Origin of the sequence: Borreliella americana (genome assembly GCF_021043605.1) — a bacterium.
Lineage (GTDB): Bacteria > Spirochaetota > Spirochaetia > Borreliales > Borreliaceae > Borreliella > Borreliella americana.
Genome location: NZ_JAJNFB010000014.1, coordinates 1 through 26,286, shown reverse-complemented (window position 1 = coordinate 26,286; position 26,286 = coordinate 1). Strand labels below are relative to the sequence as shown.

The following is a 26,286-nucleotide window of genomic DNA, read 5'->3' as shown; positions in this document are numbered from 1 at the left end:
TGTTTTAGATTAACTCTTAGTCTTGATGCACATGCATCAATATATGTAATATTATCTTTTCCTCCAAGACCCTCTAATACTTTTGAAGCAGTTTCTGATAAGCTTGTTTTTTCTGTACTCATCATACTTTTTTCCATCTCTTCATCTTCTCTTCCTATTGTTTTAAGGTTGAATTTCATGATTGCAAATTTAAATATAAAGTAAAATCCAATAAAGTAAAAGATTCCCAAGATGGGAATTGCTATCCAATTTGTTTTGCTATTTCCCTGAAGTATTCCAAATAGGAACATATCTATAAATCCTCCAGAAAATGTTAGTCCAACTCCTACGTTTAAAAGGTGTGTTAAAAGATATGCTAGTCCAAAAAGAGGAACATATATAAAGTAATAAAGTGCTGGTGCTGCAAAAAGGAATGCAAATTCAAGAGGCTCTGTAATTCCTGTTAACATTGATGTAAAGCTAGCAGACAGTAGTAATGAAGCTACGTTGTTTTTATTTTCAGGTTTTGATGTATGGTACATAGCAAGTGCGGCCCCAGGTAATCCAAAGATCATAACAACAAATTCTCCGCTAAAAAATCTTGTTCCTTTTGCAACTTCAAAGTGTACAGTATTGGGATCTGCAAGTTGTTTGAAAAATATATTTTGTGCTCCTGATATGAGTTCTTCATTTATTTCCAATGTTCCTCCAACAGCTGTTTGCCAAAATGGCAAATAAAATATATGGTGAAGTCCAAACGGAATTAAAGATCTTTTTATTGCTCCATATGCAAATGTTCCAAAAAGCCCTGATTGTTCTACAATTCTTCCAAACGAAGTCATTGCACCTTGGATAAAAGGCCAAGTAAATGTTAAAAATATTCCTACTACAAACATTGTCATTGTGGTTATGATTGGCACAAATCTTGTACCTCCAAAGAATGCTAAAAATGTAGGTAATTGAATATTATGGAATCTGTTATGAAGAAATACAGCAACAAATCCGGCTATCAATCCTCCCATTACGCTCATTTGAAGAGAAAATATTCCAAGTACATTTGTATATTCCTGACTTTTTGCTGTTGCAACTGTTTCAGGTATTCCTAATTCCAATAGTGCTTTTAAGCTTGCGCTTTCTGGTGTAATTCCTTGTATGTATAAGATTCCATTTATAGTTTGATGCATAACTAAAAATCCAACTACTCCTGCTAAAGCGGCTGTTCCTTTTTCTAATTTAGCAAGTCCTATTGGAATTGCTGCTGCAAACATTAAGGGCAGGTTCGCAAAAATTACCTCCCCTGTATATTTCATAAGATAAAGTATTGAGTTAGCCACAGTTCCTTTTCCAAGGACTCCTTCTAATCCATAGGCCTGAATCATTGTTTCATTAGTAAATGCTCCCCCAATTCCCAATAAAATTCCAGCTGCCGGTAAAAGTGCTATTGGAAGCATGAAGGCTTTTCCTACTTTTTGTAATATTGTAAATATAGATATAGATGCTGATGATGTTGACATAATTTTCCCCTTTTTATTAAGTTCAAATTAATTAATTAAAATAATTAATTTGAATAATACGCCTAATATCTTAACAAGATTTTTTAATCTTGTAAATATCAGCATTGAATAAATGCTAGTATATTAAATTGCTGATTGTAATCTTTGTTTTCATTTAAATTATTTTAAATGAAATTTAGAAATAAATCGAATCAATTTGGCTTATAATGGTAATTGAATTAGCAATGAGCATTGTAAAGTTAAATTCCGATTAAATACTTATAGATTTCACTATTTTTATCAGAGTAATCTACGGGTAGTTTATTGTCGCCATCTCTGATATTTGGATTAGCACCTTTTTCAATAAGTGATTTAATAAAATTTAAATCATATTTTTGAATTATAGCATTGTGAAGAGCTGTTTGAGAATTTTGATTTGTTAAATTAATATTAAATTCTTTTGTTATTAAATAATTTATAATACTTTTTGCTTTTACATTTATAGCATAAGTAAATATTGGATTGCCGTTGGAAAATATTGTGTTTAGTGAAAAAATATTATTATTTTTTGATAAAAATTCTTTAAACTTATCAAGTTTATCATTTTCAGTTAAATTTTGGAGTTGCTTCTTTTTCTCAATGTATAAACCATATTCTTTTTTGATTTTTATTGTCTTGAGAAAGTTATCTTTATTTTCTTGCAAGTCTATGTAATAAGGGCTGGTATCTATATTATTTTTATAATATTCTATGGGAGTGATAATATTTTTTTCATTAAGATAGTAAACGCTTATTAGTTCCTTGAAGTTTATATTTTTATTTTCTGGTATTAAATCAAATCTAACTTTATAGTTTTTAAATTTTTTAAAGGGAATTAAATTATAATTTTGATCGTAAAACAGTAATTCTGTTATTTGTCCGGTTGCATTTTTTATAACGGGAATAATATTTCCATTCTCATCAACACTTATTTCTGTATTTTCTCCATTTAGAATGGGTAATTTATATTTATTATAAATGGGAGTAATATTTTCTTTCATTTGATCAAGTTTTGCTTTAATTTCTGAATTTGTTGCCCTGACGTAATTTTTATAATTTGTTTGAATTTCATAAGAACTTTTTCCAATGTTTTTAGCATATTTTTCAAAACTAGCATTAAACACTGTATATATTGGATCAAATTTTGACATCAACTCCATTCTTATTGGTACTGGAAAATTTAGAAGGTATTTTGGAAAAAATTGTTCGTTTATTTTATGTATTTCAAGAAATTCTTTTTCAAAAATATTAAAATCTTCCAATAACTGCTTTTCAGTGAAGTAATAAGATAAATTTGAACTCATAATAAAAAGAGTAAAAAAAGTTAAATAATATAAAAAGTATAAATTTTTTAATCTATCTCTGATTTTATTTCTTAAGTTTTTATTAAAAATTGTAAAAGATAGAAATCCAATAACAAGGTAACCAGAATATAGGAATATTTTGCTTATCGCATAATAACTCATTTTACATCCTTTTAAAGTTTATTTTTAAATTATATCAAAATATTTCTATATTTTTATTTACTTTACTTTATTTTACTAAAAGCATACAATTAAGCATTAAATGAAGAAGTTTCTAATACCCGTTTATTTTTTATTGTTTTATAGTTGTTCAACGGTATCTTTGCTAAAAATACCAGAAAAAGATAAAATAAATTTAACTATTTTATCATCTTTGATGAATTATCCTGATTTGAAGATTTCAAATTTTAAAATAAAAGACTATGAACATTTGCATCATTTATATAATTTTGAAAGCTTGAATGATGCTAAAAATAATAGTGCTTATATTTACGTTGATGAATCTAATTTTAATAATAATATTGATTTTATCAAAGATCTTTTTATTTATAATAAGAAATTATATAGAATACTTATTGCTTATGGCTTGACCCAAGGCGCATCTTTTAAGGCAGAAGTTTTATCTTATTTTGAAAAACAAAAAATTATGAAAAATTTTTCATTGAAAATAAATTTTCCAACTACTAAAAAATTTATGGATAACAAGTATTGGATTGTGATTGCAAAAAACCACTTAGATTCTCTTATTAAGAGTAAAAATTATTTAATCTTGGCCAATGTAAAGATGGAATATATACTCAAAAAGTTTTTAATTTGAGAAAGCTTTTTACTCTAAATCCTCAAATATTTTTTTAATTTGTTCTTTTTTTTTAAGTTCATATTTTTCCAAATCAAGAGCTATTGATTCTTTAATTTTATCTGTATTGTGGAGGTAAATGTTCGCTTCTATTTTTTCTTTTGTGTTTTTAATTTTTAAAAATTTTTTACTCTTTTTTATTTTGTCTATTTTGCTAAGATCATTGAGCATACTTAATTTTAAATAAATTATATTTTCAGTTACTTGAAATTCTTTTGCTATTGTTTTTTGAGGGTATTCTTTAGATTTATATTGAGATAATTTTAATTTTAATGTAGTTGTTGGAACTAATATGTTTGCTGCAAATATGTTAGCTTCTGTTACCATTTGACTGTCTTGAATATCATTATAATAGTTTCCATTTTTAGATAGAGTTTTAATTTGATTTTGATGCATCAAATAATGCCCCAAGTGTTTTGCTATTGTAAATCTTTTATTTTCAAGACTCATATTTTCATTTATATATAAAGATTTTTCATTTAATTGAATATATCCTGAAAAATCTTTATGCTTATCTTGAAAACGTATTTCAAAAATTTTAAGATCTTCTCCCATAGCAATTTTTATTATAGGAACAGGAATAAGCAATATTTTATGTTTTGATATTATATAATCCGAATAGACTTTAGAATTTTCAATATAAGAGCTGAATTTGTTTTCATGCATTTAATATAAACACTCTCCTTTTTGTATTGTATAATATAAGTTAATTATGAAATATAGTTTTTTTTTGATTTTAATGGTTTTTATTTGCTCTTCTTGTAAGATTTTAAATATTGCTGAAGATTTGGAAAAGAATTTTGAAAAAATTGAAAGAGCAGATTATTGTCTTTATTTTTATCCAGACAGTCAAATATACATTAAAAAAGATAAATCTAGCAATAAGTTTACTGTTTTTTTAAATGTCATGCTAGATTCAAATTTAAGTTTTACCAAAGGTTATTTGAAGTTAATTCAAGACAATAAATATATTGGAAGTATTGCCATTTCTAAGGTAGTTAGTATTGGGAATTTTAAGTTTTTATACATTAATCTTGATAAAGATAATTTTGCTCTCATGTCAAAAGCTTTAACCCCTTACAAAAAGCTAGTCTTTTTATTTAATAAGGATTCTTTTCAGGTTTGGACTAAGGACACCTTGCAATATGATCCAAGATTTATTGATGTTAATTTCAAGAATACAAAAAATACTTTAGAATATGCATTTAAAAACAAAATTTTATAAAAAAACGCACATATTATGGACTTTCTTGAAAATTTTTAAAAAAGATTTATTATTTTTTTATTTAATATTTTTAATATTATCTTGTTCTACAATCTATTTTGATGGTATTCCTGAATTAAAAAAAGATTCTAAATATATTAAGTTAATTCAAGAGAATAATAAAATTTCTTTAAGACATTATTTTACCATTTCTAATGCTTGGAATTTAAGATACAAAGAACCTTTATTTTTAAAAGTTGGAAACGATATAATTGCGTTATTTCTATTTAATCGTCATAAACTAATTGATGGTAAATATCTTCAAACCTTTTTTAGCGTTGGAAAAGATATTTCTTTGAAAGCTTATTTAAAGCTTATTAAAGCTAGAAAATTTTTGATTACAAATAGTTCTGAAAAGATTATTAAAACCATTGTATTTTCGAACTTACCTGACAGCGAAAATATTTTCTTTCAGAACAATATGCTTAATAGGGTGAATAGACATTTAAAAAAAAATTAAAAAATCAATTTATTATTGAAAATATTTTTAAACAACAAAAAGGAAAGTTTTATGGGGAAATATATAAAAGGTTTATTTTTTCAATTTAAAAACAGCGATATCAACTATAAAAAGGAAATTTTAGCGGGAATTACTACATTTTTAAGTATGTCATATATTATAGCTGTTAACCCAGCAATACTATCTAACACAGGCATGCCAATTGGGGCACTAGTTACTGCAACCTGTTTAACAGCAGCATTTTCTACTATTCTAATGGGACTTTATACTAATGCGCCCCTAGCATTAGCTTCTGGAATGAGCTTGAATGCTTTTTTTGCATTTTCTGTGGTAATTGGAATGAACATTCCCTGGCAAGTTGCATTAGCTGCTGTTTTTATTGAAGGACTAATTTTTGTTCTCTTATCCTTTTTAAGAGTAAGAGAACAAATTATAAATTCTATTCCAATAAATTTAAAATATTCTATTTCAGTTGGAATAGGGCTTTTTATTGCTTTTATTGGTTTTGTCAACGGAGGAATCATCATTAAAAATGATGCTACATTGGTTGGAATTGGCTCGTTTGTTGACTTGAAAGTTTTATTTACCTTTTTAGGATTATTTTTTATTGTAATTTTTGAACAATTAAATGTAAGGGGAAGTATACTTTGGGCAATTTGTTCAGTCACTGCCATAACATGGATATATGCAATATTTAATTTAGAGGACGCCCAAGCTATTGGAATACAACTTCCCAGTGGGATTCTAAAATTTGAATCCATTGAACCAATATTTAACCAATTAGATTTTTCTTATGTTTTAAATGAGCATTTTTGGACTTTTATGTCAATAGTTTTCATTCTCTTGTTCAATGATTTATTTGATACTGTAGGCATTTTAATAAGCGTCACAACAAAAGGTGGGATGTTGGATAAAAATGGAAAAATTCCCAATGCAAGAAAAATATTATTGGTAGATGGTATTGCTACTACTTTTGGAGCAATAATGGGGGTTTCTACTGTTACTACTTATATTGAAAGTTTTACAGGAATTGCTGAAGGTGGAAAAACGGGATTTACCTCAATTGTAACTGGAATATTATTTCTACTTGCAGTTTTTTTTGCTCCACTGTTTGTTGCTGTTCCTGCTAGCGCAACTGCTGCAGCACTAATATATGTAGGATTTTCAATGTGCAGGGAAATAATTAAAATTGATTTCTTTAATATTAGAGAAAATATTTCTAGCTTTTTAATATTTTTTTTGATTCCTTTAACTTATAGCATTTCTTCAGGATTTTTTGTTGGCGCAGCATTTTATATTTTAGTCAATATATCATTTAATTTTTTTAATAAAGAAAAGATTAAAATTTCTCCTGTGCTGCTGATATTGTGCTTAATTTTTATTATCAAATTTATTTATGGCTATTAATATTTTTATAAAATTTTATTTATCAAGATGTTTTATTAATAGATTAAAAACTAACAATAGCACTGGCTTTATTTTTGATATAAAATAAAATTTGAGGAGTAATTTGTAATGAATCAATCGAAAGAAACATTATTATTTCAATTTAAAAATAAAACCATTGATTATAAAAAAGAAATTATCGGTGGTATTACCACCTTTTTAAGCATGGCATATATAATAGCTGTTAATCCGGCAATATTATCTAGCACAGGGATGCCAATTGGTGCATTAGTTACTGCAACTTGCTTAACATCGGCATTTTCCAGTATATTAATGGGGCTTTATACTAATACCCCTATATCACTAGCACCGGGTATGGGCCTTAATGCATTTTTTGCATTTTCTGTAGTAATTGGAATGAATATCCCTTGGCAAGTTGCATTAGCGGCTGTTTTTACCGAGGGGTTAATCTTTATTGTACTCTCCTTATCAAGAGCTAGGGAAAGCATTGCAAATTCCATACCAGTAAATTTAAAATACTCTATTACGGTTGGAATAGGGCTTTTTATTGCTTTTATTGGTTTTGTCAACGGAGGAATTATCATTAAAAATGATGCTACATTGGTTGGAATTGGATCATTTGTTGACTTGAAAGTTTTATTTACCTTTTTAGGATTATTTTTTATTGTAATTTTTGAACAATTAAATGTAAGGGGAAGTATACTTTGGGCAATTTGTTCAGTCACTGCCATAGCGTGGATATATGCAACTTTTAGTCCAGAAAGTGCAGTAGCTGCCGGAATACGTTTTCCCGATGGAATTTTAAGATTCGAATCTATTGGACCAATATTTAACCAATTAGATTTTTCCTACATATTAAGCAAACATTTTTGGAGTTTTATTACAATTGTATTGGTATTGCTGTTTAATGATTTATTTGATACTTTGGGCACTTTAATAGCAGTGGCAACCAAAGGTAATATGTTAGACAAAAATGGGAAAATTCCTAATGTTGGCAAAATATTTTTAATTGATGCTATTTCTACTACTGTTGGAGCAATAATGGGTGTTTCAACTGTAACCGCATACATTGAAAGTTGCACAGGAATAGAAGAAGGTGGTAAAACCGGACTTACAACAATAGTAACGGGAATAATGTTCTTTATTGCAATATTCCTTTCACCATTATTTATTGCCGTTCCTGCTAGTGCAACTGCTGCAGCACTAATATATGTAGGATTTTCAATGTGCAGAGAAATATTAAACATTAATTTCTCTAATACTAGAGAAAATATTTCCAGTTTTTTAATACTTTTTTTAATTCCCCTAACATACAATATCTCTTCGGGTATAAGCATCGGAATAATATTTTATGTTTTAATAAACATAATACTTAATTTATTGGAAAATAAAAAAAATAAAATCTCTCCAGTAATGATAATACTGTGCCTGGTTTTTACTATTAAATTTATTTATATTTATTGACTACTTGCTATTTATAAAAAAAATTTAAAATTTGCAATTTCAAAAAACTAAATTCTAAATCATAACATAAAAAGAGTTCTTATTGTAAAAATATTCCGTCTATTGAACAACTTTATGAGATTTAGCATAAAGCCAAATAAACTACTATTGTCTTTAAAAATCTGCCAAAACTGTTCAAGCCTTCAGAAATTGCTACTTAATTTTATTTATATTTAGAATATTAAATTCAACTTATTAATGAATTTGAAATAAATTTTTATTCTTTAAAAGAAGAACTTAAAGTTAAAATGGATTTTAAGAAATTTTTTGGGAAAATAAAAAAATAAAAGCCAAGAAATCTATCTTGACTTATATTGACTTTATTTTTCCAGTTACTTTTTTAAAACAAATTAATCTTATAATGTTAATTATAATTAAGGTTTTTTTGGAGTTTCTGCTACAACAGGGCTTGTAAGCTCTTTAATTGAATTATTTAGCATCTCTTTAGCTGCTGCTGACAATTTTTCTACTGATTCGAATAATTTCACAAGTTCTGCAGCACCCTTATTATTAGGCTGATTTGTTCTTAAAATAGCTGCTTTTGCATTATCATCAGTAGCTTCACCATTCGCTGGACCAAGTTCTGCATGACTAATTTTTAGTTTATCGGTAAATTCGATAGTACAATTTTTAGCATCTTCAATTTTTTCTTTTAATTCTTCATTTTTCAATACATTTAATTTTTCTACTATTAGGTTAGATATTGCATAGACCCCCGCTAACAATGATCCATTCTTGTTATTTAGAGCACCACCCAAACCATTATTTTGGTCTATTTTTTTACCAATAGCTTTTTTAGCAAGTTCATCTATAGATGCAAGTAAAGTCTCAACTTCCTTCACAGCGAGAAAAACTGCATTAGAATCTGTAATTTTTTTACTTATTTCTGCAAGATTAGGCCCTTTAACAGACTCATCAGCAGGATTAGATGAAGAATTACCATCTTTCCCTGAATTATTACAAGATATAAATAAAAATAAAGTCATTAATATTGCACTTAATGTATTCTTTCTCATTAATTTGTGCCTCCTTTTTATTTATGAATTATTAGTTCAACAATTTTGTTTTTCAATTTTTTCAATTTTTTTCAAAAATTTTTCAATTTTTTTCAATAGTTTTTTTATTGAAAAAAATTTCAATAAAAAAACTATCTTAATTTGATTTTAAAATAGACATAAACAAAGTTAAATATGCTAAAATTAAGTAGATTAAGCTTTAATAAGAAAACTTTTATTTATTTTAAGGACTTGCATAATGAATGCTCAGGCAATACTTGTATTAGATTTTGGATCCCAATATAGTCAACTAATTGCAAGAAGAATTAGAGAAATTGGAGTTTATACAAAAGTAATGCCTTACTATACCCCTTTAAAAGAAATTAAAAATATGAACATCTTGGGAATAATACTAAGTGGGGGACCTGCTTCTGTTTATTCAAAAGAAGCTCCTACCTTGGACATGGAAATTTTTAATTTTAAAATACCTGTTTTGGGAATATGTTATGGAATGCAAATAATTGTTAAATTATTTGGTGGCCTAGTATCTAAAGACTCTAAGCAAGAATATGGAAGCTCTGAAATCTTTCTAAAAGATGATAAATCTCTTTTATTTTCAGAACTTCCAAATAAATTTCAAATTATTATGAGCCATGGAGACAGTATTAAAAAGATTCCCGATAATTTTAAACAATTAGCTTTTACAAAAAATTGTATTGCTTCTATATCAAATGAAACTCAAAAAATTTACGGTCTACAATTCCATCCAGAAGTAACTCATTCTGAATTTGGAGATCAAATACTTAAAAATTTTGTTTTTAAAATTTGCCAAGCTCAAATTAACTGGTCATTAGAAGGCAATATAGAAACCATTGTAGAAAAAATTAAGCTTAAAGTGGGAAGCAAAAAAGTTATTTTAGGGCTTTCTGGTGGTACAGACTCTTTAGTTTGCGCACTACTTATAAAAAAAGCAATAAACAAAAATTTAATCTGCGTTTTTGTAAACACCGGGTTGTTGCGTAAAAATGAAGAAAAAAAAATACTAGAATTAAAGCATCAATATGATTTAAATATCAAATACATTGATGCTTCTGCAATATTTTTGAACCATTTAAAAAATATAAGTGATCCTGAAGAAAAGAGAAAAATAATAGGAAAAGAATTTGTAGATGTTTTTGAAAAAATTACTCTAGAAGATAAAAATATAGAATATTTAGCTCAAGGAACAATTTATTCTGACGTAATTGAATCTAAATCAAAAGATAGCGCTTCTTCAAAAATCAAGTCTCATCACAACGTGGGGGGACTCCCAGATAAGATGAGTTTAAAACTTTTAGAACCTTTGAATGAATTTTTTAAAGATGAAATAATTCAAATCGGAATAAATTTGGGCGTTAAAAAAGAATCTCTTTACAGACATCCATTTCCAGGCCCAGGACTAGCTATAAGAATCATTGGAGAAGTCACACAAAAAAAAATAAATATCTTACAAGAAGCAGACAATATTCTAACAGAGGAGCTTTTTATAAATGATTTATATTATCAAATAAGACAAGCATTTGTTGTATTGCTTCCTGTCAAATCTGTTGGCGTAATGGGAGATCAAAGAACATACGAATACACAGCTGTAATTAGATGTGTAAATACCCAAGACTTTATGACTGCAGAATGGACTGAACTTCCTTATAGTTTTTTAAAAAAAGTTTCTTCAAGAATAATTAATGAAGTCCGAGGTATAAATAGAGTTTGTTATGATATATCTTCTAAACCCCCATCAACCATAGAATGGGAATAACAAAACCAATAAAAAGGAAACTTTATGACAAACAAGATAACAAAAGAAGCTTTAACTTTTGATGATGTGTCTTTAATTCCAAGAAAATCCTCTGTATTACCTAATGAGGTTAGCTTAAAAACACAATTGACAAAAAACATATCTCTAAACATACCATTTTTAAGCTCAGCAATGGATACTGTTACAGAAAGCCAAATGGCAATAGCCATTGCTAAAGAAGGTGGAATAGGAATTATACATAAAAATATGCCAATAGAAGCTCAAAGAAAAGAAATAGAAAAAGTAAAAACATATGAATTCCAAAAAACTATTAATACTAATAAAGATGCAAACGAAAAAACCCCAAAAATATTTGGAGCAAAACAATATATAGAAAAATCCGATGTATGTAAAAATACAGAAGACAAAGAAGATTTTCCTAATGCATGCACAGATTTAAATAGTAGACTAAGAGTGGGCGCTGCTGTTTCCATTGATATTGATACCATAGAACGAGTTGAAGAACTTGCAAAGGCACATGTAGACATACTTGTTATAGACTCTGCCCACGGGCATTCTACAAAAATAATAGAACTTGTAAAAGCAATTAAAAATAAGTATCCAAGCTTAGACCTTATTGCTGGCAACATAGTAACCAAAGAAGCTGCATTAGATCTAATAAGTGCAGGAGCAGATTGTTTAAAAGTAGGAATAGGCCCGGGTAGCATATGCACAACAAGAATAGTTGCGGGAGTTGGAGTTCCCCAAATAACAGCAATCTGCGATGTTTATGAAGTTTGTAAAAATACAAACATTTGCATTATAGCAGATGGCGGAATTAGGTTTTCAGGAGATATTGTTAAAGCCCTTGCAGCGGGAGCTGATAGCGTAATGATAGGTAATCTCTTTGCAGGCACAAAAGAATCCCCTTCTGAAGAAATAATTTACAATGGAAAAAAATTTAAATCCTACGTTGGAATGGGTTCTATTTCTGCTATGAAAAGAGGCTCTAAATCAAGATATTTTCAACTAGAAAACAACGAACCTAAAAAATTAGTCCCCGAAGGAATTGAGGGTATGGTGCCGTATTCTGGAAAATTAAAAGATATTTTAACTCAATTAAAAGGAGGGTTAATGTCTGGAATGGGATATTTGGGAGCAGCCACAATATATGATTTAAAAATAAATTCTAAGTTTGTAAAAATAAGTCATTCTTCTTTAAAAGAATCCCATCCTCACGGTGTTTTTAATATAACATAAAGATAGAAAAAATATTGATCAAATTAAATACATATCGTCTTTAAAAGATTAAAATATTACATTCTTCTCTTAAAGAAATAACAATTTTAGTAGGAAAAGAATAATGGAAAACATAATAATGTTATCTATTTTTGCATTGCTTTTTCTAGCATTATTATATTAGTGCTTACTCTATTTAAAAATAAAAACTCTAAAATAATTAAGTTAAAGAAATGAACCCTTAATTTAAGAATTCATTTCTAATTTTTATAAAAAAATAAAATATAAATTATTTAATTGGTTTTATTTCAGATAAATTAAATCTTTCTGAAACATTTGGTTCCCAACCTTTCCACTTGTCGTTTCTAAAAAGATAACTAGAAGAAGTTATATTAAGAAATACCGCTGGAAAATCTCTTTCGATTATTATTGCTTCTGCTTTTTTTAGAATTTCCTGTCTTTTAAAAATATTTCTTTCATTGTCTGATTTTATTAAAAGTTCATCATATTCGGAATTTGAATATCCATAAGATGAAAAAGCTGTGTTTTCGGTTTGAAAGATGCTTAAGAACGTCATGGGATCAGCATAATCTCCTGACCATCCTGATCTTATTATTTCATAATTACCATTTACCCTGCTATTTATATACGTTGACCATTCTTCATTCTCAAGCTGTACATTAATATTTAAGTTTTTATTCCACTGATTTTGAATAAATTCAGCAATTTTTCTCTGGCGATCATTTGTATTGTACTTTACTTTTAATAAAGGAAAATTATTACCATTAGGATATCCTGCATCTGCTAAAAGCTTCTGTGCTATTTTAACATCAAATAAGCTTAGATTGCTTTTATAAGAGTAATCAATATAATCTGGAGTTGCTCTTCTTGTAGGAATAGAACTATCATTTAGAACGCTCTCTGTTAAAGTTCTTCTATCAATAGCAAGAGATAGTGCCTTTCTAACTTTAACATTGTCAAGTGGCTTTACTTTTATATTTAAAGAATAAAAAAAGGTTGAATTAGTTCCTATTGAATAATAATCGTCTCTAAGCTTAAGATCCTTAAGCAAATCTGGCGGAACATTGTTAAAAATTGCATCTAATTCATCATTTAAATACATATTATAAGCTGTAATACTATTATCTGCGACAAAAAATATAATGCTGTCAAGAACAACATCTTTGGAGTTATAATATTTATTATTCTTTTCAAGAACAACCTTTTCATTTAAAACTCTAGATTTTAATTTGAAAGGACCACTAACAACCATATTCTCAGGATCTGTCCACCTTTGCCCATACTTTTCAATAACGTGCACTGGTACAGGAATAAATGTTTGATGTACCAACATATCAAGAAAATATGGCTTTGGGGATTTAAGTGTTATTTCTAAAGTTTTCTCATCAAGAGCTTTAATTCCAAGTTCAGACTCATTTACTTTGCCGTCAAAATACTCTTCTGCATTTTTTATAACGGACTTAATCATGTTAACAAAAGATGAACCGGTTTCTTTATCTAAAATTCTAAGATAAGATTTTCTTATCCCCCCAGCAGTAATGGCAACCCCATCACTCCAAACAAGATTATCTCTTAAATGAAACGTATAGACTACTCCGTCATCAGAAATATCCCAACTTTTAGCAAGTCCGGGTCTGTATCCTCCAGTTTTAGGATCTCCATCTAAAATGCCAAGAAACATTTGGCTTACAATCCCTGATCCAACCGCATCATTTATTAATTGAACATCTAAAGTAGTAGGTTCACTTCCGATATTTAGCTTAAAAACCAATTTGTTTCCATTACTTTCATTAACACAAGAAATAAATAAAATTAAATTGAGAAATATTACAATTTTTAACTTTTTTATCAATATTTTCATACAAGCATCCTTACAAGTTTTTATAAATTTAAATTTTGCCTATATTTTATTATATATGAAATATAATTTCACATTAACATTATTAAAAGCACTTAAATTATTCTATAAATAAAGTATTTATAATTTATTCTTTATTAAAGAGAATATAAGATTATAATTTTTTATTGTTTACTTTTCAGCAATTATTATACATATAAAAAATAATTTTAAATTTATTTATTTGTAAATTAGATTTATTGAGATTTATTATTTTTTAATAAAAAAATAAATTAATATTGAATTTTAAAAAATTAGAATTTAACGTTTGCTTTATGGTAATTAAAAACTTTCTTATATTTTTTTAGCAAAAGCAATACTAGACAAAAGTAGCAACCAAGAAGTCTCCAAACAATGATTTAAAGAAATAAAGATTAATTTATTAAAAATTGTTTGCAATGATCTAACAAAAAATATATTATTATGTTCACTAATCTATATTTTTTTATCAAAGGAGAGGATTATGGAATTATATCAAAATCAATTAAAATTTTTAAAATTTTTGGTATTTTTTTTATTAATATCTTGCGTTTCCTTAAACGTTGAGCATGATCAATTTGGAAAAACATTTAGAATATACCAAAGTTTAAACAAAAATGCAGAACTTAAAGGTACTTTTAATTATAAAACAGGAATAACTAAAATAGTTTTATACACAAAGTTTAGAAATCATAGTATAACAGAACAGAATCCTTTATTACTACCAGATGGAACGAAAATTGAGGGGAAAGTAAGCTACAAAAGAGATAACAATCATTTTTTCGGTAACTGGATTAATTATTCTTCATTTGTTTTGTCTAAGTCTTTATTGGAAAAGATGATTAAAGAAGAAGATGCTTCTTATAAGAATAAGGAAGTTAAAATTAGAATTGGATTGGAAGATTTAAGCTTGAAAAAACATAAAATTTTGGACTTTCTAGTAATGGTTGAATCAATTGAAAATAAAGACTATAAAAATTAATTTTTATAGTCTTTATTGTTTTTTCTTTTCGGGTTAAAATAAATATTTTATTGTAGAATGGAATTAATATAGGGGATATATAATTTCTATTTAAATCGTTTGAAAAATGACAAAGGCTACCTTATGGTAGCCAACTTATTATTCTAATCAAACAACAAGAGCGAGACATTGCATCTCAATCTATATAGATTATTATATAGTATTTTATTATTTTGTAAAGTGTTTTTTAAACATTTTTTGAACGTATTATTGCTTTCTAGATTTAAAACATTATTTTTTGTTTTTTAAGCTGTCATATTTATTTTTAATTTTTGTAAGTAGTTTTTGATTATCATCATATAGCTCTTTTAATAAGAAACTTACAAAATTTGTATTTGATTTATAAAAATCAAATACCCTTTCGTTTTCAATTTTTATCTTAAACGACTTATTTATTTTGGGTCTTTTATTGGTTGTAATACCATTTTTTTCTAAAAATTGCATAGCACAATGTATTCCTTTTTTTAAAATTAATTCGTAACTGATTTTACCACTGTCAATTCCTATTGCCAGTTTAATATATCTATAAACAGTGGTTTTGGCCATTTTATAATCTTTTATAAAATGGCCAAAACTTTTATATTTGTCTATAACGTAATACTTATTTTCATTAATTTCTTTTAAAATTCGAGCTGTTTCAATTTTATTGTAAGATTCCTCTTTTATCAAAATTTTTAGTTTTTCTTTCAATTTTAAGTATCTGGATTTTCTATTTTTTTTTATTTCATTTCCATTGATTTCAACTCTTTTAATAATTTCTATTTTTTTATTTAATTTCATTTTTTATTTTTACTCCATTGTATACTTTCAAATTAGTTCCATATGGAACTAAAAGTTCCATATGGAACTAATTTGAAAGTATACTTAAAAACTTTTTAAGTATACCTTCATAAGCTTTGTAGTAGTCCTCATTGGAATTGAATTCCTCTCTATAAAATATAGACTTACGCAAGTTGTCTCTTTTAGGAACACTTCCCAAAAATTTACCTTTATATTCACACTCAATAAACTTTTTAAGTTCTTGATCAATGTTTTGTCTTTCAATAAATTTGGTTATTAAATAAAATATTGGTAAATCTTTTATAAAAAGATCATTAAGTCTACTAGTTATTAGATCTAAGCTTTCAATTGCCCACTGGTCTGTTGGTAAAGGTATAATTAAATAATCTGTAATGATCAAACTATTATTAAGTAAACTTCCCAATGTAGGTGCTGTATCCATTATAATAAAATCGTATCTATTTTGAATAAAGCTTAAAAAAATTTTAAGTAAATTTTCTTTTAATGAGATACTTTCTTCATTAAATTTACTCAAGTTTATGTGACTTGCTATGAAATCCGTATTATTGTTTATTTTGATTGTCGAATTTTCTATATCTATTTCTTTTTTAAGAACCTTGTATATATTAATGTCTTTTGGGTTAAGATTTTTTTTTCTTAAGATATTAATATAAAAACTTGTGCTACTTGCTTGTGGATCCAAATCTATTAATAGTATTTTGTTATTTTTTTTTGAGAGTATGTTTGTGAACATCAACGATGTTGTACTTTTCCCTACTCCTCCTTTTATTGATGCAATTGTTATTATTTTTGGTTTTTTTTTATCCAATTTAATATTCCTTTATTACTTTCATATTTTTTACCATAAAATTTATGTACTTCTTTTTCAATTTTTAAAGTTCTTTCTAGAAGAGATTTGTAAAAAATTTTATTTTGATTTTCATTTTTAGTGAATATGTATAAGCTTCTTAAATAACAAAAAACGCTTCCTTTTTTAAATTTAAATTCCATATAAAATATTTTTTTTAATCTTATGAATTTTTTTGTTCCTTTTTCTGAATAATTTATAACAAATGGTTTTGGAAGGTTTATAAAACCGTAAAAAATTCCTAAAAATTTATCATTTTCTTTTACTGCAAATAAATGAAAACTTTCGTATTTTTTCTTGTTAAATACATTTCTTAGGCATAGCCAAAATTTTCCTTTATTTGGTTTTGCCTCAAAATTATTTATCATGCTAAATATTTTTGTATGGTAAACAATTTTTTTTTCTAATCGTTCAATTTTGTTAAAAAAATCTTTTTTTGTTTCTTTATTTTTCATTAGGTTTTTTTACTTTACTTTGTAATTTTTTAATCATATTTCTGTTTTTTTATTAGATCTTTCATTAATACAATAGCATTTTTTATGTTATTTGATGTACGGATTTGGTTTTCGTTTTCAAAATTACTTTTTCTTTTTATTTTATTTTTTATTTTAAATTCTTTTATTAGTTCATTAAAGTCTGTTTTTTTGAATTTTTTTGCCATAAACCATATTTTTTTTTTCTTTTTTTCTAAAGTTTTTTTGAAAAATTTTATTATTTTTTTTTCTTCATATTCGTACAGTTCTTCCATGAAATCTTTTAAATTCCATAATGAATTTTTGTAAGTTATTCTATTTTCTGTGATTTTCTTTATTTCTTCTAGATTTATTGATATTGATTTTTTTTTTATTTCTTTTTCTAGGAATTTTATAGTTTTTTTTAGATTTTGATTACTTTTTTTAAAGTAGTTTTTAGAATTCTTATAATATTTACTTTTATTATTACTTAATACATGTGAAGTTATTTGATGTGAAATTTTATACTTTTGAGATTCTTCTATTATTTTAATTTTTTTTATGTGCTTGTTTTTTGATATTTCGTGTTTTGTTTTTTTATCAATAAAATATGCTGTACTGATAATTTTTTTAGCTAATTTTTCAAGGACTTTATTTATAGTATAATAAGTAAAACTTCCATTGTTTTTCCCAAGTGGATTGAAATGGCTTTTAATTAGCCCTAAAGTTTCAAAAATTTTTATGTCATTTTGTATCGTTCTTTTAGTAACCTTTTTAAATCCTTTTTTTTCTAATATAGAATTTGTCATTGCTACAACATTGCTTAGAGAATATTTTTTTTTAGATATGAAGTAGTTGGCGCTTAGTTTTTGAATGACCCAAAATATTTTAAATCTTCGATCTACTACTTTATTAAAAGGTATCTTGTTAGTTTTTATTTGATACATTTTAAGCTCCTATCGTTTGATCTTTTATTGCATTAAGCACTGAAACTAATGATAATACACTTATTTTAAAAAGTAAAGTTTTATTAATGAATTTGTAATCAAATGTGTAAGGTTTAATAAGTTAAAATTTATGCCTACTTGACTGCAAATTTTTTATGCAATGATCTACTTCTTTTAAGAATTTTAAAAGAAGCGGTTTATATATTTCAAATGTGAATTCTCCCTTTTCTCCGTAAGCTTTTAATCTTAAGATAATATCTTTCTCAATGTTTTTTGTTAGCTCTATTATTTTTTGTGGACTTAATACTATGTTTAATGTTTCTTTTATTGTTTTTGAATTCTTTAAAGTTCTCACAGGAGGCTCAATTTTTAATTTTCTATCATTCTCATCATAAATAGAGTTTAGAAAGCGCAATTGATCAGAGTACAGGCTTAAATTTAAAAACAGAATATTTAAATTTTCACATGGGTAATAATTTGCTATAACAAATGTTTCGTAAGTTTCTGAAGGAGTGTCTGATTTTTCAAATAATTTTGGAATTTTCATACTGTAGATGTAATAATCTTCTATTTCGTCATATTCTGTTTTAAGCTCTGTTTTTTCAATTTCAATTTTTCTATTGTCGATACGTTTTTGCAAAATATTTTTAGATATTTTAATTTCTTTATCAAAATCTGTTATATATGCTAAAATGTATTCTTTATTAAATTTTATGCTATGTGATACATTCCAATTATCCTTAAAGTCAATGTTAATGTATTTTCCTGTGCTTTTATCATAAATGTGGGTTAATAGATCTCTTGAATTGGTTAGTGAAATGTTAATAATGCTTTTATTAAAGCTAGATTTTACTTTGAGCTCTGCTTTATATTTTGAATAATTAATTTTTTCTTCATTTATTAAAATGCTTTCAGGATTTATTTGTAATCCCTTTTTTTTGATATAAATATTTACTTTAAAATTTTCTTTTTCTATTAAAGGATTGTATACTCCAACAATAGATATTTTATTGTCATAATTTCTGCTTATTATTGAGTCTTCTTGAAATTTTAGTTTTCCTAATTTATGGTTTGTATCATGTAGATTGAAATTATCATTTAAGATGGATTTGCAACCCAAAATTAACAAAAATAAGGAAATGTTTTTAAGGTATTTCATTTTTTGTTCCTTAAGTAATTCTATATAATTGTATAAATTAAATTCTAGTGCAATAATTATATTCTTTTTGATTTTAATTATTGAAGAATTTGTTATACTTTTTACGTAAGCTTTTCATTAATAATAATATATTTTAGGAATATTTAATGAGAAATTTTAGATGAAAAAAAAGTTTAATTTTATTTCCCCCTTTATTATTTTTTTGTTTTCATGTAATACTAGCGTTTCTTCAATTTTTATTAGACCTTTAGACGAGGTAATGAAAATTGAGATTGATTTATATGAATCGTTAGGAGATGGTAAATTTAAAACCGGCACTCATACTAAGAATTACTTTGATTCTATTAAAGATATTAATTATTATTCTTATTTTTTTATTTTAGATAAATTTAGCAATAATATTATAATGAAATTGGCTTTAAGTTCTAAAAAAGCAATCCCATTAACCTATGATTTTGGCATTTTTTTTGATCATAAATTTAAATTAACAATTTCTAATTTAAATTCAAATGAACCTGGATTTAACACTATTGATAGTTTTTACAAAAAAATTTCTTTTAAAAATAGCATCAATAATAATATTCAGAATTTTGTCACTATTATTTTTAATTTGAATGATATAAAGTCTATTAATCGGGATTTTGAACTTAAAAATGATATTGAGGATCTTAATTCTTCTACCAATGAATTTATATATTTTCTTGATAGTTCTAAAAATTTTGATTTAAGAGAGTCCTACATTACTGTTTATTATTATGTCCTTAAAGCAATTGAAAAATTTTTACAATAAATAAGCTTTTTACTAGGGGATTTATTTATTTTCTATTATTTTGAATTTTTCCCAAGGTTCTATTTTTTCAAGCAGAAATATTTCGTCATTGACTATTTTGCCAACTACGTTTACAAGACCATTATTGGGGGTATCTTTTAGTGCTATTTGAAGTTCTCCTGCATAACCTAAGTATCCTGAAGAGTCTATAAGGATGTCTCCTTTTCTAATTCCATTTGGGGAATGTACAGGAAATTTTCTATTATTGTAGTACACTCTTGACATAGTTGATCGAATTCTATAGGAATTAATATCTCCTCTATTAAAATGTAAATTTTCAAGGATTATTTCTTTTTCTACTGAATTTGCATTTGGATTTAGGTCTGCTTTGAGTTCTAAAATATTCCTGTTTATCTTTGATACTTTTTTTAGCTCTATGTCACTTGGAAAACAATTAGAAATTAGAACTGAGTCTATTCCTTCTTTGAAAAGATCTTTTGCCTGAGTTTCTATATCTTTAGATCTGTGTGATTCTAGTGTAGGAACACCTTCTTTTTCTTTCCCGCGTGCGCATTCTTCTGCATTGTTAGAACTAATAAATGCGGCTGTTGGGATTGAATAATGTTTAAATATTTTTGTTGTTTCTTTAAAGAAATTTCTTGAAAGTCCTGTATATTTGTGAGGATAAAAATTATGACACCCAAGTAGATTTTTTATATTAGGCTTAAAATACATTATTGTATCAATATGTTTATTTATATTGCTTATATTAAGTTGAATCTTAAGGCCAGAGTTGTTAAAAGTCATTAATGATTCTTCAATGCCTGTGAATGTATTATCTAATCTAATTGCCCAAGCTCCAAGCTTTTTAAAATAATCTAGTTTTGAACAATTTCTAAGATTTGAAATATCGATTTTCAATTCTTTGAAAATTTCAGGACTTACATCAATAATAGGTTTCATTCCGTTTTTATTTGCAATGCTAAGTAATTCTTTGAATATGTCAAATTCATTCCCGTTAATATAGAGTAAAGAGGTAAATACCTGGGTAAATCCAAAATGAGCACTTTTCTCAATATATTCAACAATTTTATTTTTGGGGCTTATATTAGGATATATAGATATTCCAATTTCTTTCATTTTAACCTTCCTTAAGCAGAGCCTTTATTGTTAAATGCATTAATTGCAAGTTGTAATACTTTTTCGCCATTCATTGTTCCATAATCGATTGTGTTAATTATTTCGATTGGAATTCCCTTGGGTTTTGTGATTTCTTCAAGTCTTTTTTTATTAAATCTTGACTGCGGTGCAAGCAAAACAACGTCAAAGCGGTCAACAACTTCGCCAAGACGTGTTTCAGCAATGGCTTCAATTGTTGCATTTATGTTTTTTGATTTGGCATATTTTTCAATTCTTTGTACCAGCATACTTGTGGACATTCCCGCTCCACATACAAGTAGTATGTTCATATTTCCTCCTATTTTTTTATTTCATTTATTATTTTGTAAACATTGATTAATTCTTCAAAAATGCTTAATTCTGAAATTGCAGACATTAAATGATCTTCAGCATGAATTAAAATAAAAGGCGTTTTAACAGATTTTGGATTAGTTGCTGATTGATGTATTATTTCTCTATGTGCTTCATGGGCCTTTGCAATAGATTTTTTACTTTCTTGTATAGTAAGCTCTGCTTTGTCATATTCTTTGTTTTTGGCATATTCTAAAGCCTCTCTTAGAAAGCTTTTCGCCTCGCCAGAGTAAGCTACAACAGGCATGCTTATTTTATCTATTAATTCTTCTATGCTATATATTTTTTTATTCATGTATAAAATATTCTCCTTTTATTTATAAAGCAATAATTAATATTATTTAATATATCTTATAAAGATTATATTATAAGATATATTTATAATAAAATTATTTATTTTAAATATATCTTATAATGATTTTATTATCATTAGTATTAATTGTACTATATTACAACAAATATTATAAGTTGTTAATTATAACTTTTAATTAGTTTTTATTGAGGGATAAATTATATTATAATAAATATTATAAGTTATTAATTATAACTTATAATTAGTTTTTATTGGAGGATAGTTTTCATGAATTTTCAAAATTTTATTGAAACTACTTTAGTTCCTGTTGCTAGTAAAATTGGTTCAAATAGATATTTAATTGCTTTAAGAGATGGCTTTACTTTTTCTATGCCTTTTTTAATAGTTGGTTCTTTTATTTTACTTTTAGTTAATTTGCCCTTTACAGATTCTCAAACATTGTTATATCAACAGTGGTATGTTGATATAATGGCTAAATATAAAGGAAATCTTGTACAGCCATTTTATGTAAGTATGGGTATTATGTCTATATTTGTTGTTTTTGGTATTGGTTATAACTTATCTAATCATTATAAACTTAGTGGGATTACAGGAGGATTTTTATCTCTTTATACATTTTTAATTTTAGCTGGGCAATCAGATTGGATACCTTACGGTGGAGATGTTGCTAAATGGGGAGTTCAGCCTAATTCATGGTTTCCTGTAATTGATGCAAGATATTTTAGTGCTCAAGGAGTATTTACGGCTATTATTGCTGCTATTTTTTCTGTTGAAGTTTATAAATTTTTAGTTCAAAAAAATATGGCAATTAAACTTCCAGAGTCTGTTCCACCTGCTGTTTTAAAATCTTTTGAAGCTTTAATTCCTGTTATTGTACTATCAATTGTGGCTCAAAGTGTTAATGTTGCTATTCAAAGTTCTGTGGGAAGCCTTTTTCCTGAAATAATTATGAATATGTTTAGGCCTGTTTTGCAAATCAGCGATACTTTGGTTGGGACTTTAGCAATTTCTTTTATCGTTCATACATTATGGTTTTGTGGTCTTCATGGTACCAATGTTATTATTGCTCTGCTTAATCCTATAATTTTGTCAAATCTTGATTCTAATATTAGGGCTCTTTCTGATAATCTCCCACTTCCTCATATTTTAGCGGGTGGATTTCTTGATTCGTTTATATATATTGGTGGTGCGGGCGCAACTTTAGGGCTTGCTATTGCTATGATGCTTAGCAAATCTCAACATCTAAAAGCCATAGGTAAGCTTTCATTTGCTCCTGGGCTTTTTAATATTAATGAGCCTATTATGTTTGGAGCACCAATAGTTTTAAATCCTATATTAGGTATTCCTTTTTTACTTATTCCTGTATTTAATATACTTGTTGCATATACCCTTACTAATTTTGGAATTATTGAAAGGGTCAGAACTTTGGTTCCATGGACAACGCCTGCTCCTATTGCAGCTTTTATTTCTACAGGGCTTGATATTAAATCGTTTGTTCTGGTTTTATTATTATTGATTACTTCTGTATTTATGTATTTCCCCTTTATTAAAGCGTATGATAAAGCTCTACTTTTGCAGGAAAAAGAATAGGAAATTATTTTAAATTGCTATTGTAAAACTTGTAATAAAAATATCAGAGAGCTATTTATAAATAGCTCTTTTTTAGGAAATAAAAAAAATTATTTAAATTTTATTGTTTTGTACTTTACATTAACAAAAAGATTGGCTGGTGTGGATAGAATATCTCTTTGTTTCATTATGCAATAATAGTACATATTGTATAATTTAATTTAATATATAAGCATGTTTTTTAAAAATCAGAAATTTTTTACTTAGCTAAAGATTTTAAACTTGGTATAATTGAATTAATATGCCTCCAAAAGTGAAGATAAAAAATGATTTTGAAATATTTAGAAAAGAATTAGAAATTCTATATAACAAATATCTCAATAATGAGCTTTCATATTTAAAATTAAAAGAAAAAATAAAAATTCTTGCAGATAATCACAAAGCCATTCTTTTTAGAAAGGATAAATTTACAAATCGTTCAATAATATTAAATCTTTCAAAGACTCGTAAAATAATTAAGGAATATATTAATCTTTCAGTAATTGAAAAGATCAGAAGAGATAATACTTTTCTATTTTTTTGGAAATCAAAAAAAATAAAAGAATTAAAAAATATAAGAATTAAGGACCAGAAAAAAATAGAAGAGTTAATGTTTTTAAATAAAATGAATGATGATAAACCTTATTTTCAATATTTTATAGATTTGTTTGTAACTCCAAAATGGTTAAATGATTATGCTCATAAATATAAAATTGAAAAAATTAATAGTTATAGGAAAGAACAGATATTTGTTAAAATTAATTTAAATACCTATATTGAAATAATTAAGCTTTTACTAAATCAAAATCGAGATATTAGATTGAAATTTTATGGAGTTTTAATGGCAATAGGACGACGTCCCGTTGAAGTAATGAAGCTTTCTCAATTTTATATCGCAGATAAAAATCATATTCGTATGGAGTTTATTGCAAAAAAGAGAGAAAATAATATTATTAATGAAGTTGTTTTTCCAGTTTTTGCAGATCCTGAATTAATAATTAATTCTATAAAAGAAATACGCTATATGGAGCAGACCGAGAATCTTACTAAAGAGATAATTTCTTCAAATCTTGCATACAGTTATAATAGGCTGTTTCGTCAAATTTTTAATAATATTTTTGCTCCTGAAGAGTCTGTCTATTTTTGCAGAGCTATTTATTGTAAATTTTCTTATCTTGCATTTGCGCCCAAAAACATGGAAATGAATTATTGGATAACAAAGGTTTTAGGACACGAACCAAACGACATAACAACGGCTTTTCATTATAATCGGTATGTTTTAGATAATTTAGATGATAAGGCAGATAACAACTTATTAACATTGCTTAATCAAAGAATTTATACATATGTTAGACGCAAAGCTACTTATTCTACTCTTACAATGGATCGTTTAGAAAGTTTGATAAAAGAACATCATATATTTGATGATAATTATATTAAAACGTTGATTGTAATTAAAAATTTGATGTTGAAGGATAATTTAGAAACTTTGGCAATGGTTAGAGGATTAAATGTTAAAATTCGCAAAGCTTTTAAAGCTACATATGGATACAATTATAACTATATAAAACTTACAGAATACTTATCAATAATTTTTAATTATAAGCTATAATTTTTGTTTTTTAAATTTCAGGCATTATCAATACATTTGGGAAATATTAGGAATTATTTTATTAATAAGATATTATATAATTTGTATGAAAATAGGTCCTCATTATTTTTTTAAAAAAATTTTAAAATCTAATGCCAATAGAACGATTTACATTTCTTATCTCTATGATATGCTGTCTTCAGTTAAACCGGTAGGAACTTGGCTTAAAATTTATTTTAAAGATTCCAAAAGAGGTAAAAAATATTTTATTCTTTTTAATAGGAGTAGTTCCAATGGTAGTTTTATTTCATGTGGTTTTTTAAAAACAAGTTGTAATTTCGGACTTGATATTAAATTTTCTGATGGCAATTTAAATATTTTTTGTAGAAACAGAAAGTCTTTAGAGTTTTTGAAATTTAAAGTTGAATATTTTTTTAGAACTAGTGTGTATTGCTCTAAGAATAACAATTCTTATGTGTGCAATGTTAAACCAAAAAATAAAAAAATTAAGGTGCTTATTAAACGAGAGGGCCCTAATAATAAATTTTAAAATCATTAAATTGAAAAGGATAATTTTCATCTAAAATTATTTTTTCGATGTTTTCGATGTTTTCATACTTATTTCCATTTAATAATTTTTCAAATTTTTTTATTTGTTCTTTAGTATTAAAGAAAGCTACAATTTCTACCCTACCATCTTTTAGATTTTTTACAAATCCTTTTAGTTTCATACTATTTGCTATTTGCTCTGTAAAAAATCTAAAGCCAACACCTTGTACCTTGCCAGAAATAAAATATTGTTGTTTATACATTATTACCTTCTTTGCATAAAATCTATCCAATAGAAAAATTTTTAAATTTTTCTATTGGATTAGCTGTTTTTATGTTATTTTTTAAAAATTTTACATAAGCTTGTCGATTTCCATTCTTATATTATCGGACAATCCTCCAAATACAATTTGAACACTATTTCCTTTTTTTAATATTCCACTAGCACCTAGATTTTTAAAGTAGGTGTCTGATTTAATGAATTCTATT

Annotated in this window: 26 protein-coding genes; 12 read left to right on the top strand and 14 right to left on the bottom strand. The window is 26.1% G+C overall.

Annotation, left to right across the window (positions count from 1 at the left end; genetic code table 11):
- Together LRB30_RS04420 and LRB30_RS04415 are read right to left on the bottom strand one after the other, a co-directional pair.
- The coding region (locus LRB30_RS04420; RefSeq protein WP_231019785.1) for a PTS transporter subunit EIIC at positions 1 to 1,493 on the bottom strand (1,493 nt) is incomplete at its 3' end.
- 239 nt (positions 1,494 to 1,732) lie between these two features.
- Positions 1,733 to 2,977, bottom strand: coding sequence for an ankyrin repeat domain-containing protein (locus LRB30_RS04415; protein WP_231013858.1), 1,245 nt, complete (start codon positions 2,975 to 2,977; stop codon positions 1,733 to 1,735).
- A 100-nt stretch (positions 2,978 to 3,077) separates the two neighbouring features.
- Between LRB30_RS04415 and LRB30_RS04410 the strand changes: the two genes are divergently transcribed.
- Positions 3,078 to 3,632, top strand: a complete 555-nt coding sequence (locus LRB30_RS04410) for a hypothetical protein (protein ID WP_231019783.1) — start codon at positions 3,078 to 3,080, stop codon at positions 3,630 to 3,632.
- Positions 3,633 to 3,641: 9 nt separating this feature from the next.
- On the opposite strand, the gene LRB30_RS04405 is transcribed toward LRB30_RS04410, so the two are convergent.
- Positions 3,642 to 4,337, bottom strand: a complete 696-nt coding sequence (locus LRB30_RS04405) for an ImmA/IrrE family metallo-endopeptidase (RefSeq protein WP_231013860.1) — start codon at positions 4,335 to 4,337, stop codon at positions 3,642 to 3,644.
- Positions 4,338 to 4,383: 46 nt separating this feature from the next.
- Here LRB30_RS04405 and LRB30_RS04400 point away from each other — a divergent pair, with 46 nt between their 5' ends.
- From LRB30_RS04400 to LRB30_RS04385, 4 genes are all read left to right on the top strand, one after another.
- On the top strand, positions 4,384 to 4,896 hold the full coding sequence (locus LRB30_RS04400) for a hypothetical protein (RefSeq protein WP_231013861.1): 513 nt from the start codon (positions 4,384 to 4,386) through the stop codon (positions 4,894 to 4,896).
- Complete coding sequence (locus tag LRB30_RS04395; protein WP_231013862.1) at positions 4,871 to 5,395, top strand: hypothetical protein; 525 nt, start codon at positions 4,871 to 4,873, stop codon at positions 5,393 to 5,395. The genes LRB30_RS04400 and LRB30_RS04395 overlap by 26 nt, the downstream gene beginning before the upstream one ends.
- Positions 5,396 to 5,446: 51 nt before the next feature.
- Positions 5,447 to 6,802, top strand: coding sequence for an NCS2 family permease (locus LRB30_RS04390; protein ID WP_231019780.1), 1,356 nt, complete (start codon positions 5,447 to 5,449; stop codon positions 6,800 to 6,802).
- 108 nt (positions 6,803 to 6,910) lie between these two features.
- Positions 6,911 to 8,266: an NCS2 family permease gene (locus LRB30_RS04385; protein ID WP_231019778.1), complete on the top strand. Its 1,356-nt coding sequence runs from the start codon at positions 6,911 to 6,913 to the stop codon at positions 8,264 to 8,266.
- Positions 8,267 to 8,679: 413 nt separating this feature from the next.
- Here LRB30_RS04385 and ospC read toward each other — a convergent pair whose 3' ends face one another.
- Complete coding sequence (gene ospC / locus LRB30_RS04380) at positions 8,680 to 9,321, bottom strand: outer surface protein OspC (RefSeq protein WP_231019776.1); 642 nt, start codon at positions 9,319 to 9,321, stop codon at positions 8,680 to 8,682.
- Between the two features lie 238 nt (positions 9,322 to 9,559).
- Between ospC and guaA the strand changes: the two genes are divergently transcribed.
- Entirely contained in the window at positions 9,560 to 11,095 is a 1,536-nt protein-coding gene (gene guaA, locus LRB30_RS04375; protein WP_231019773.1) for a glutamine-hydrolyzing GMP synthase, read from the top strand.
- Positions 11,096 to 11,119: 24 nt separating this feature from the next.
- Positions 11,120 to 12,334, top strand: coding sequence for an inosine-5'-monophosphate dehydrogenase (gene guaB / locus LRB30_RS04370; protein WP_231019771.1), 1,215 nt, complete (start codon positions 11,120 to 11,122; stop codon positions 12,332 to 12,334).
- Between the two features lie 268 nt (positions 12,335 to 12,602).
- On the opposite strand, the gene LRB30_RS04365 is transcribed toward guaB, so the two are convergent.
- The gene (locus tag LRB30_RS04365) at positions 12,603 to 14,195 is read right to left on the bottom strand and encodes a peptide ABC transporter substrate-binding protein (protein WP_231019769.1); all 1,593 of its coding nucleotides are present in this window, start codon (positions 14,193 to 14,195) and stop codon (positions 12,603 to 12,605) included.
- A gap of 499 nt (positions 14,196 to 14,694) precedes the next feature.
- Between LRB30_RS04365 and LRB30_RS04360 the strand changes: the two genes are divergently transcribed.
- Positions 14,695 to 15,192 (top strand): oligopeptide permease-like protein, encoded by a 498-nt coding sequence (locus tag LRB30_RS04360; protein WP_231013843.1) that lies wholly within the window; start codon positions 14,695 to 14,697, stop codon positions 15,190 to 15,192.
- Between the two features lie 270 nt (positions 15,193 to 15,462).
- Here the strand turns inward: LRB30_RS04360 and LRB30_RS04355 are convergent, their stop codons facing one another.
- From LRB30_RS04355 to LRB30_RS04335, 5 genes are all read right to left on the bottom strand, one after another.
- A complete protein-coding gene (locus LRB30_RS04355; protein ID WP_231013844.1) occupies positions 15,463 to 16,011 on the bottom strand; it encodes a chromosome replication/partitioning protein in 549 nt (182 codons plus the stop codon).
- 67 nt (positions 16,012 to 16,078) lie between these two features.
- On the bottom strand, positions 16,079 to 16,840 hold the full coding sequence (locus LRB30_RS04350; RefSeq protein ID WP_231019766.1) for a ParA family protein: 762 nt from the start codon (positions 16,838 to 16,840) through the stop codon (positions 16,079 to 16,081).
- Positions 16,816 to 17,334, bottom strand: coding sequence for a DUF226 domain-containing protein (locus LRB30_RS04345; RefSeq protein WP_231013846.1), 519 nt, complete (start codon positions 17,332 to 17,334; stop codon positions 16,816 to 16,818). The genes LRB30_RS04350 and LRB30_RS04345 overlap by 25 nt, the downstream gene beginning before the upstream one ends.
- Positions 17,335 to 17,363: 29 nt before the next feature.
- The gene (locus tag LRB30_RS04340) at positions 17,364 to 18,278 is read right to left on the bottom strand and encodes a plasmid maintenance protein (RefSeq protein ID WP_231019764.1); all 915 of its coding nucleotides are present in this window, start codon (positions 18,276 to 18,278) and stop codon (positions 17,364 to 17,366) included.
- 121 nt (positions 18,279 to 18,399) lie between these two features.
- Positions 18,400 to 19,437 (bottom strand): hypothetical protein, encoded by a 1,038-nt coding sequence (locus LRB30_RS04335; RefSeq protein WP_231013848.1) that lies wholly within the window; start codon positions 19,435 to 19,437, stop codon positions 18,400 to 18,402.
- Between the two features lie 160 nt (positions 19,438 to 19,597).
- On the opposite strand from LRB30_RS04335, the gene LRB30_RS04330 reads away from it, so the two are divergent.
- On the top strand, positions 19,598 to 20,227 hold the full coding sequence (locus LRB30_RS04330; protein WP_231013849.1) for a hypothetical protein: 630 nt from the start codon (positions 19,598 to 19,600) through the stop codon (positions 20,225 to 20,227).
- Positions 20,228 to 20,248: 21 nt separating this feature from the next.
- On the opposite strand, the gene LRB30_RS04325 is transcribed toward LRB30_RS04330, so the two are convergent.
- Genes LRB30_RS04325 through LRB30_RS04315 form a run of 3 tightly spaced genes read right to left on the bottom strand, consistent with a single transcriptional unit; the run spans position 20,249 to position 22,031 of the window.
- The gene (locus LRB30_RS04325; protein ID WP_231013850.1) at positions 20,249 to 21,346 is read right to left on the bottom strand and encodes a DUF871 domain-containing protein; all 1,098 of its coding nucleotides are present in this window, start codon (positions 21,344 to 21,346) and stop codon (positions 20,249 to 20,251) included.
- 11 nt (positions 21,347 to 21,357) lie between these two features.
- Entirely contained in the window at positions 21,358 to 21,675 is a 318-nt protein-coding gene (locus LRB30_RS04320; protein WP_231013851.1) for a PTS sugar transporter subunit IIB, read from the bottom strand.
- An 8-nt stretch (positions 21,676 to 21,683) separates the two neighbouring features.
- A complete protein-coding gene (locus LRB30_RS04315; RefSeq protein ID WP_231019762.1) occupies positions 21,684 to 22,031 on the bottom strand; it encodes a PTS lactose/cellobiose transporter subunit IIA in 348 nt (115 codons plus the stop codon).
- Between the two features lie 285 nt (positions 22,032 to 22,316).
- Between LRB30_RS04315 and celB the strand changes: the two genes are divergently transcribed.
- The 3 genes from celB (at position 22,317) to LRB30_RS04300 (ending at position 25,798) form a co-directional block, all read left to right on the top strand.
- Positions 22,317 to 23,639: a PTS cellobiose transporter subunit IIC gene (gene celB, locus LRB30_RS04310; protein WP_231013853.1), complete on the top strand. Its 1,323-nt coding sequence runs from the start codon at positions 22,317 to 22,319 to the stop codon at positions 23,637 to 23,639.
- A 280-nt stretch (positions 23,640 to 23,919) separates the two neighbouring features.
- Positions 23,920 to 25,269, top strand: coding sequence for a telomere resolvase ResT (gene resT / locus LRB30_RS04305; protein ID WP_231013854.1), 1,350 nt, complete (start codon positions 23,920 to 23,922; stop codon positions 25,267 to 25,269).
- 85 nt (positions 25,270 to 25,354) lie between these two features.
- A complete protein-coding gene (locus tag LRB30_RS04300; protein WP_231013855.1) occupies positions 25,355 to 25,798 on the top strand; it encodes a hypothetical protein in 444 nt (147 codons plus the stop codon).
- Here LRB30_RS04300 and LRB30_RS04295 read toward each other — a convergent pair.
- Complete coding sequence (locus LRB30_RS04295) at positions 25,782 to 26,060, bottom strand: acylphosphatase (protein ID WP_231013856.1); 279 nt, start codon at positions 26,058 to 26,060, stop codon at positions 25,782 to 25,784. The genes LRB30_RS04300 and LRB30_RS04295 overlap by 17 nt on opposite strands.
- Positions 26,061 to 26,286 lie beyond the last annotated feature (226 nt).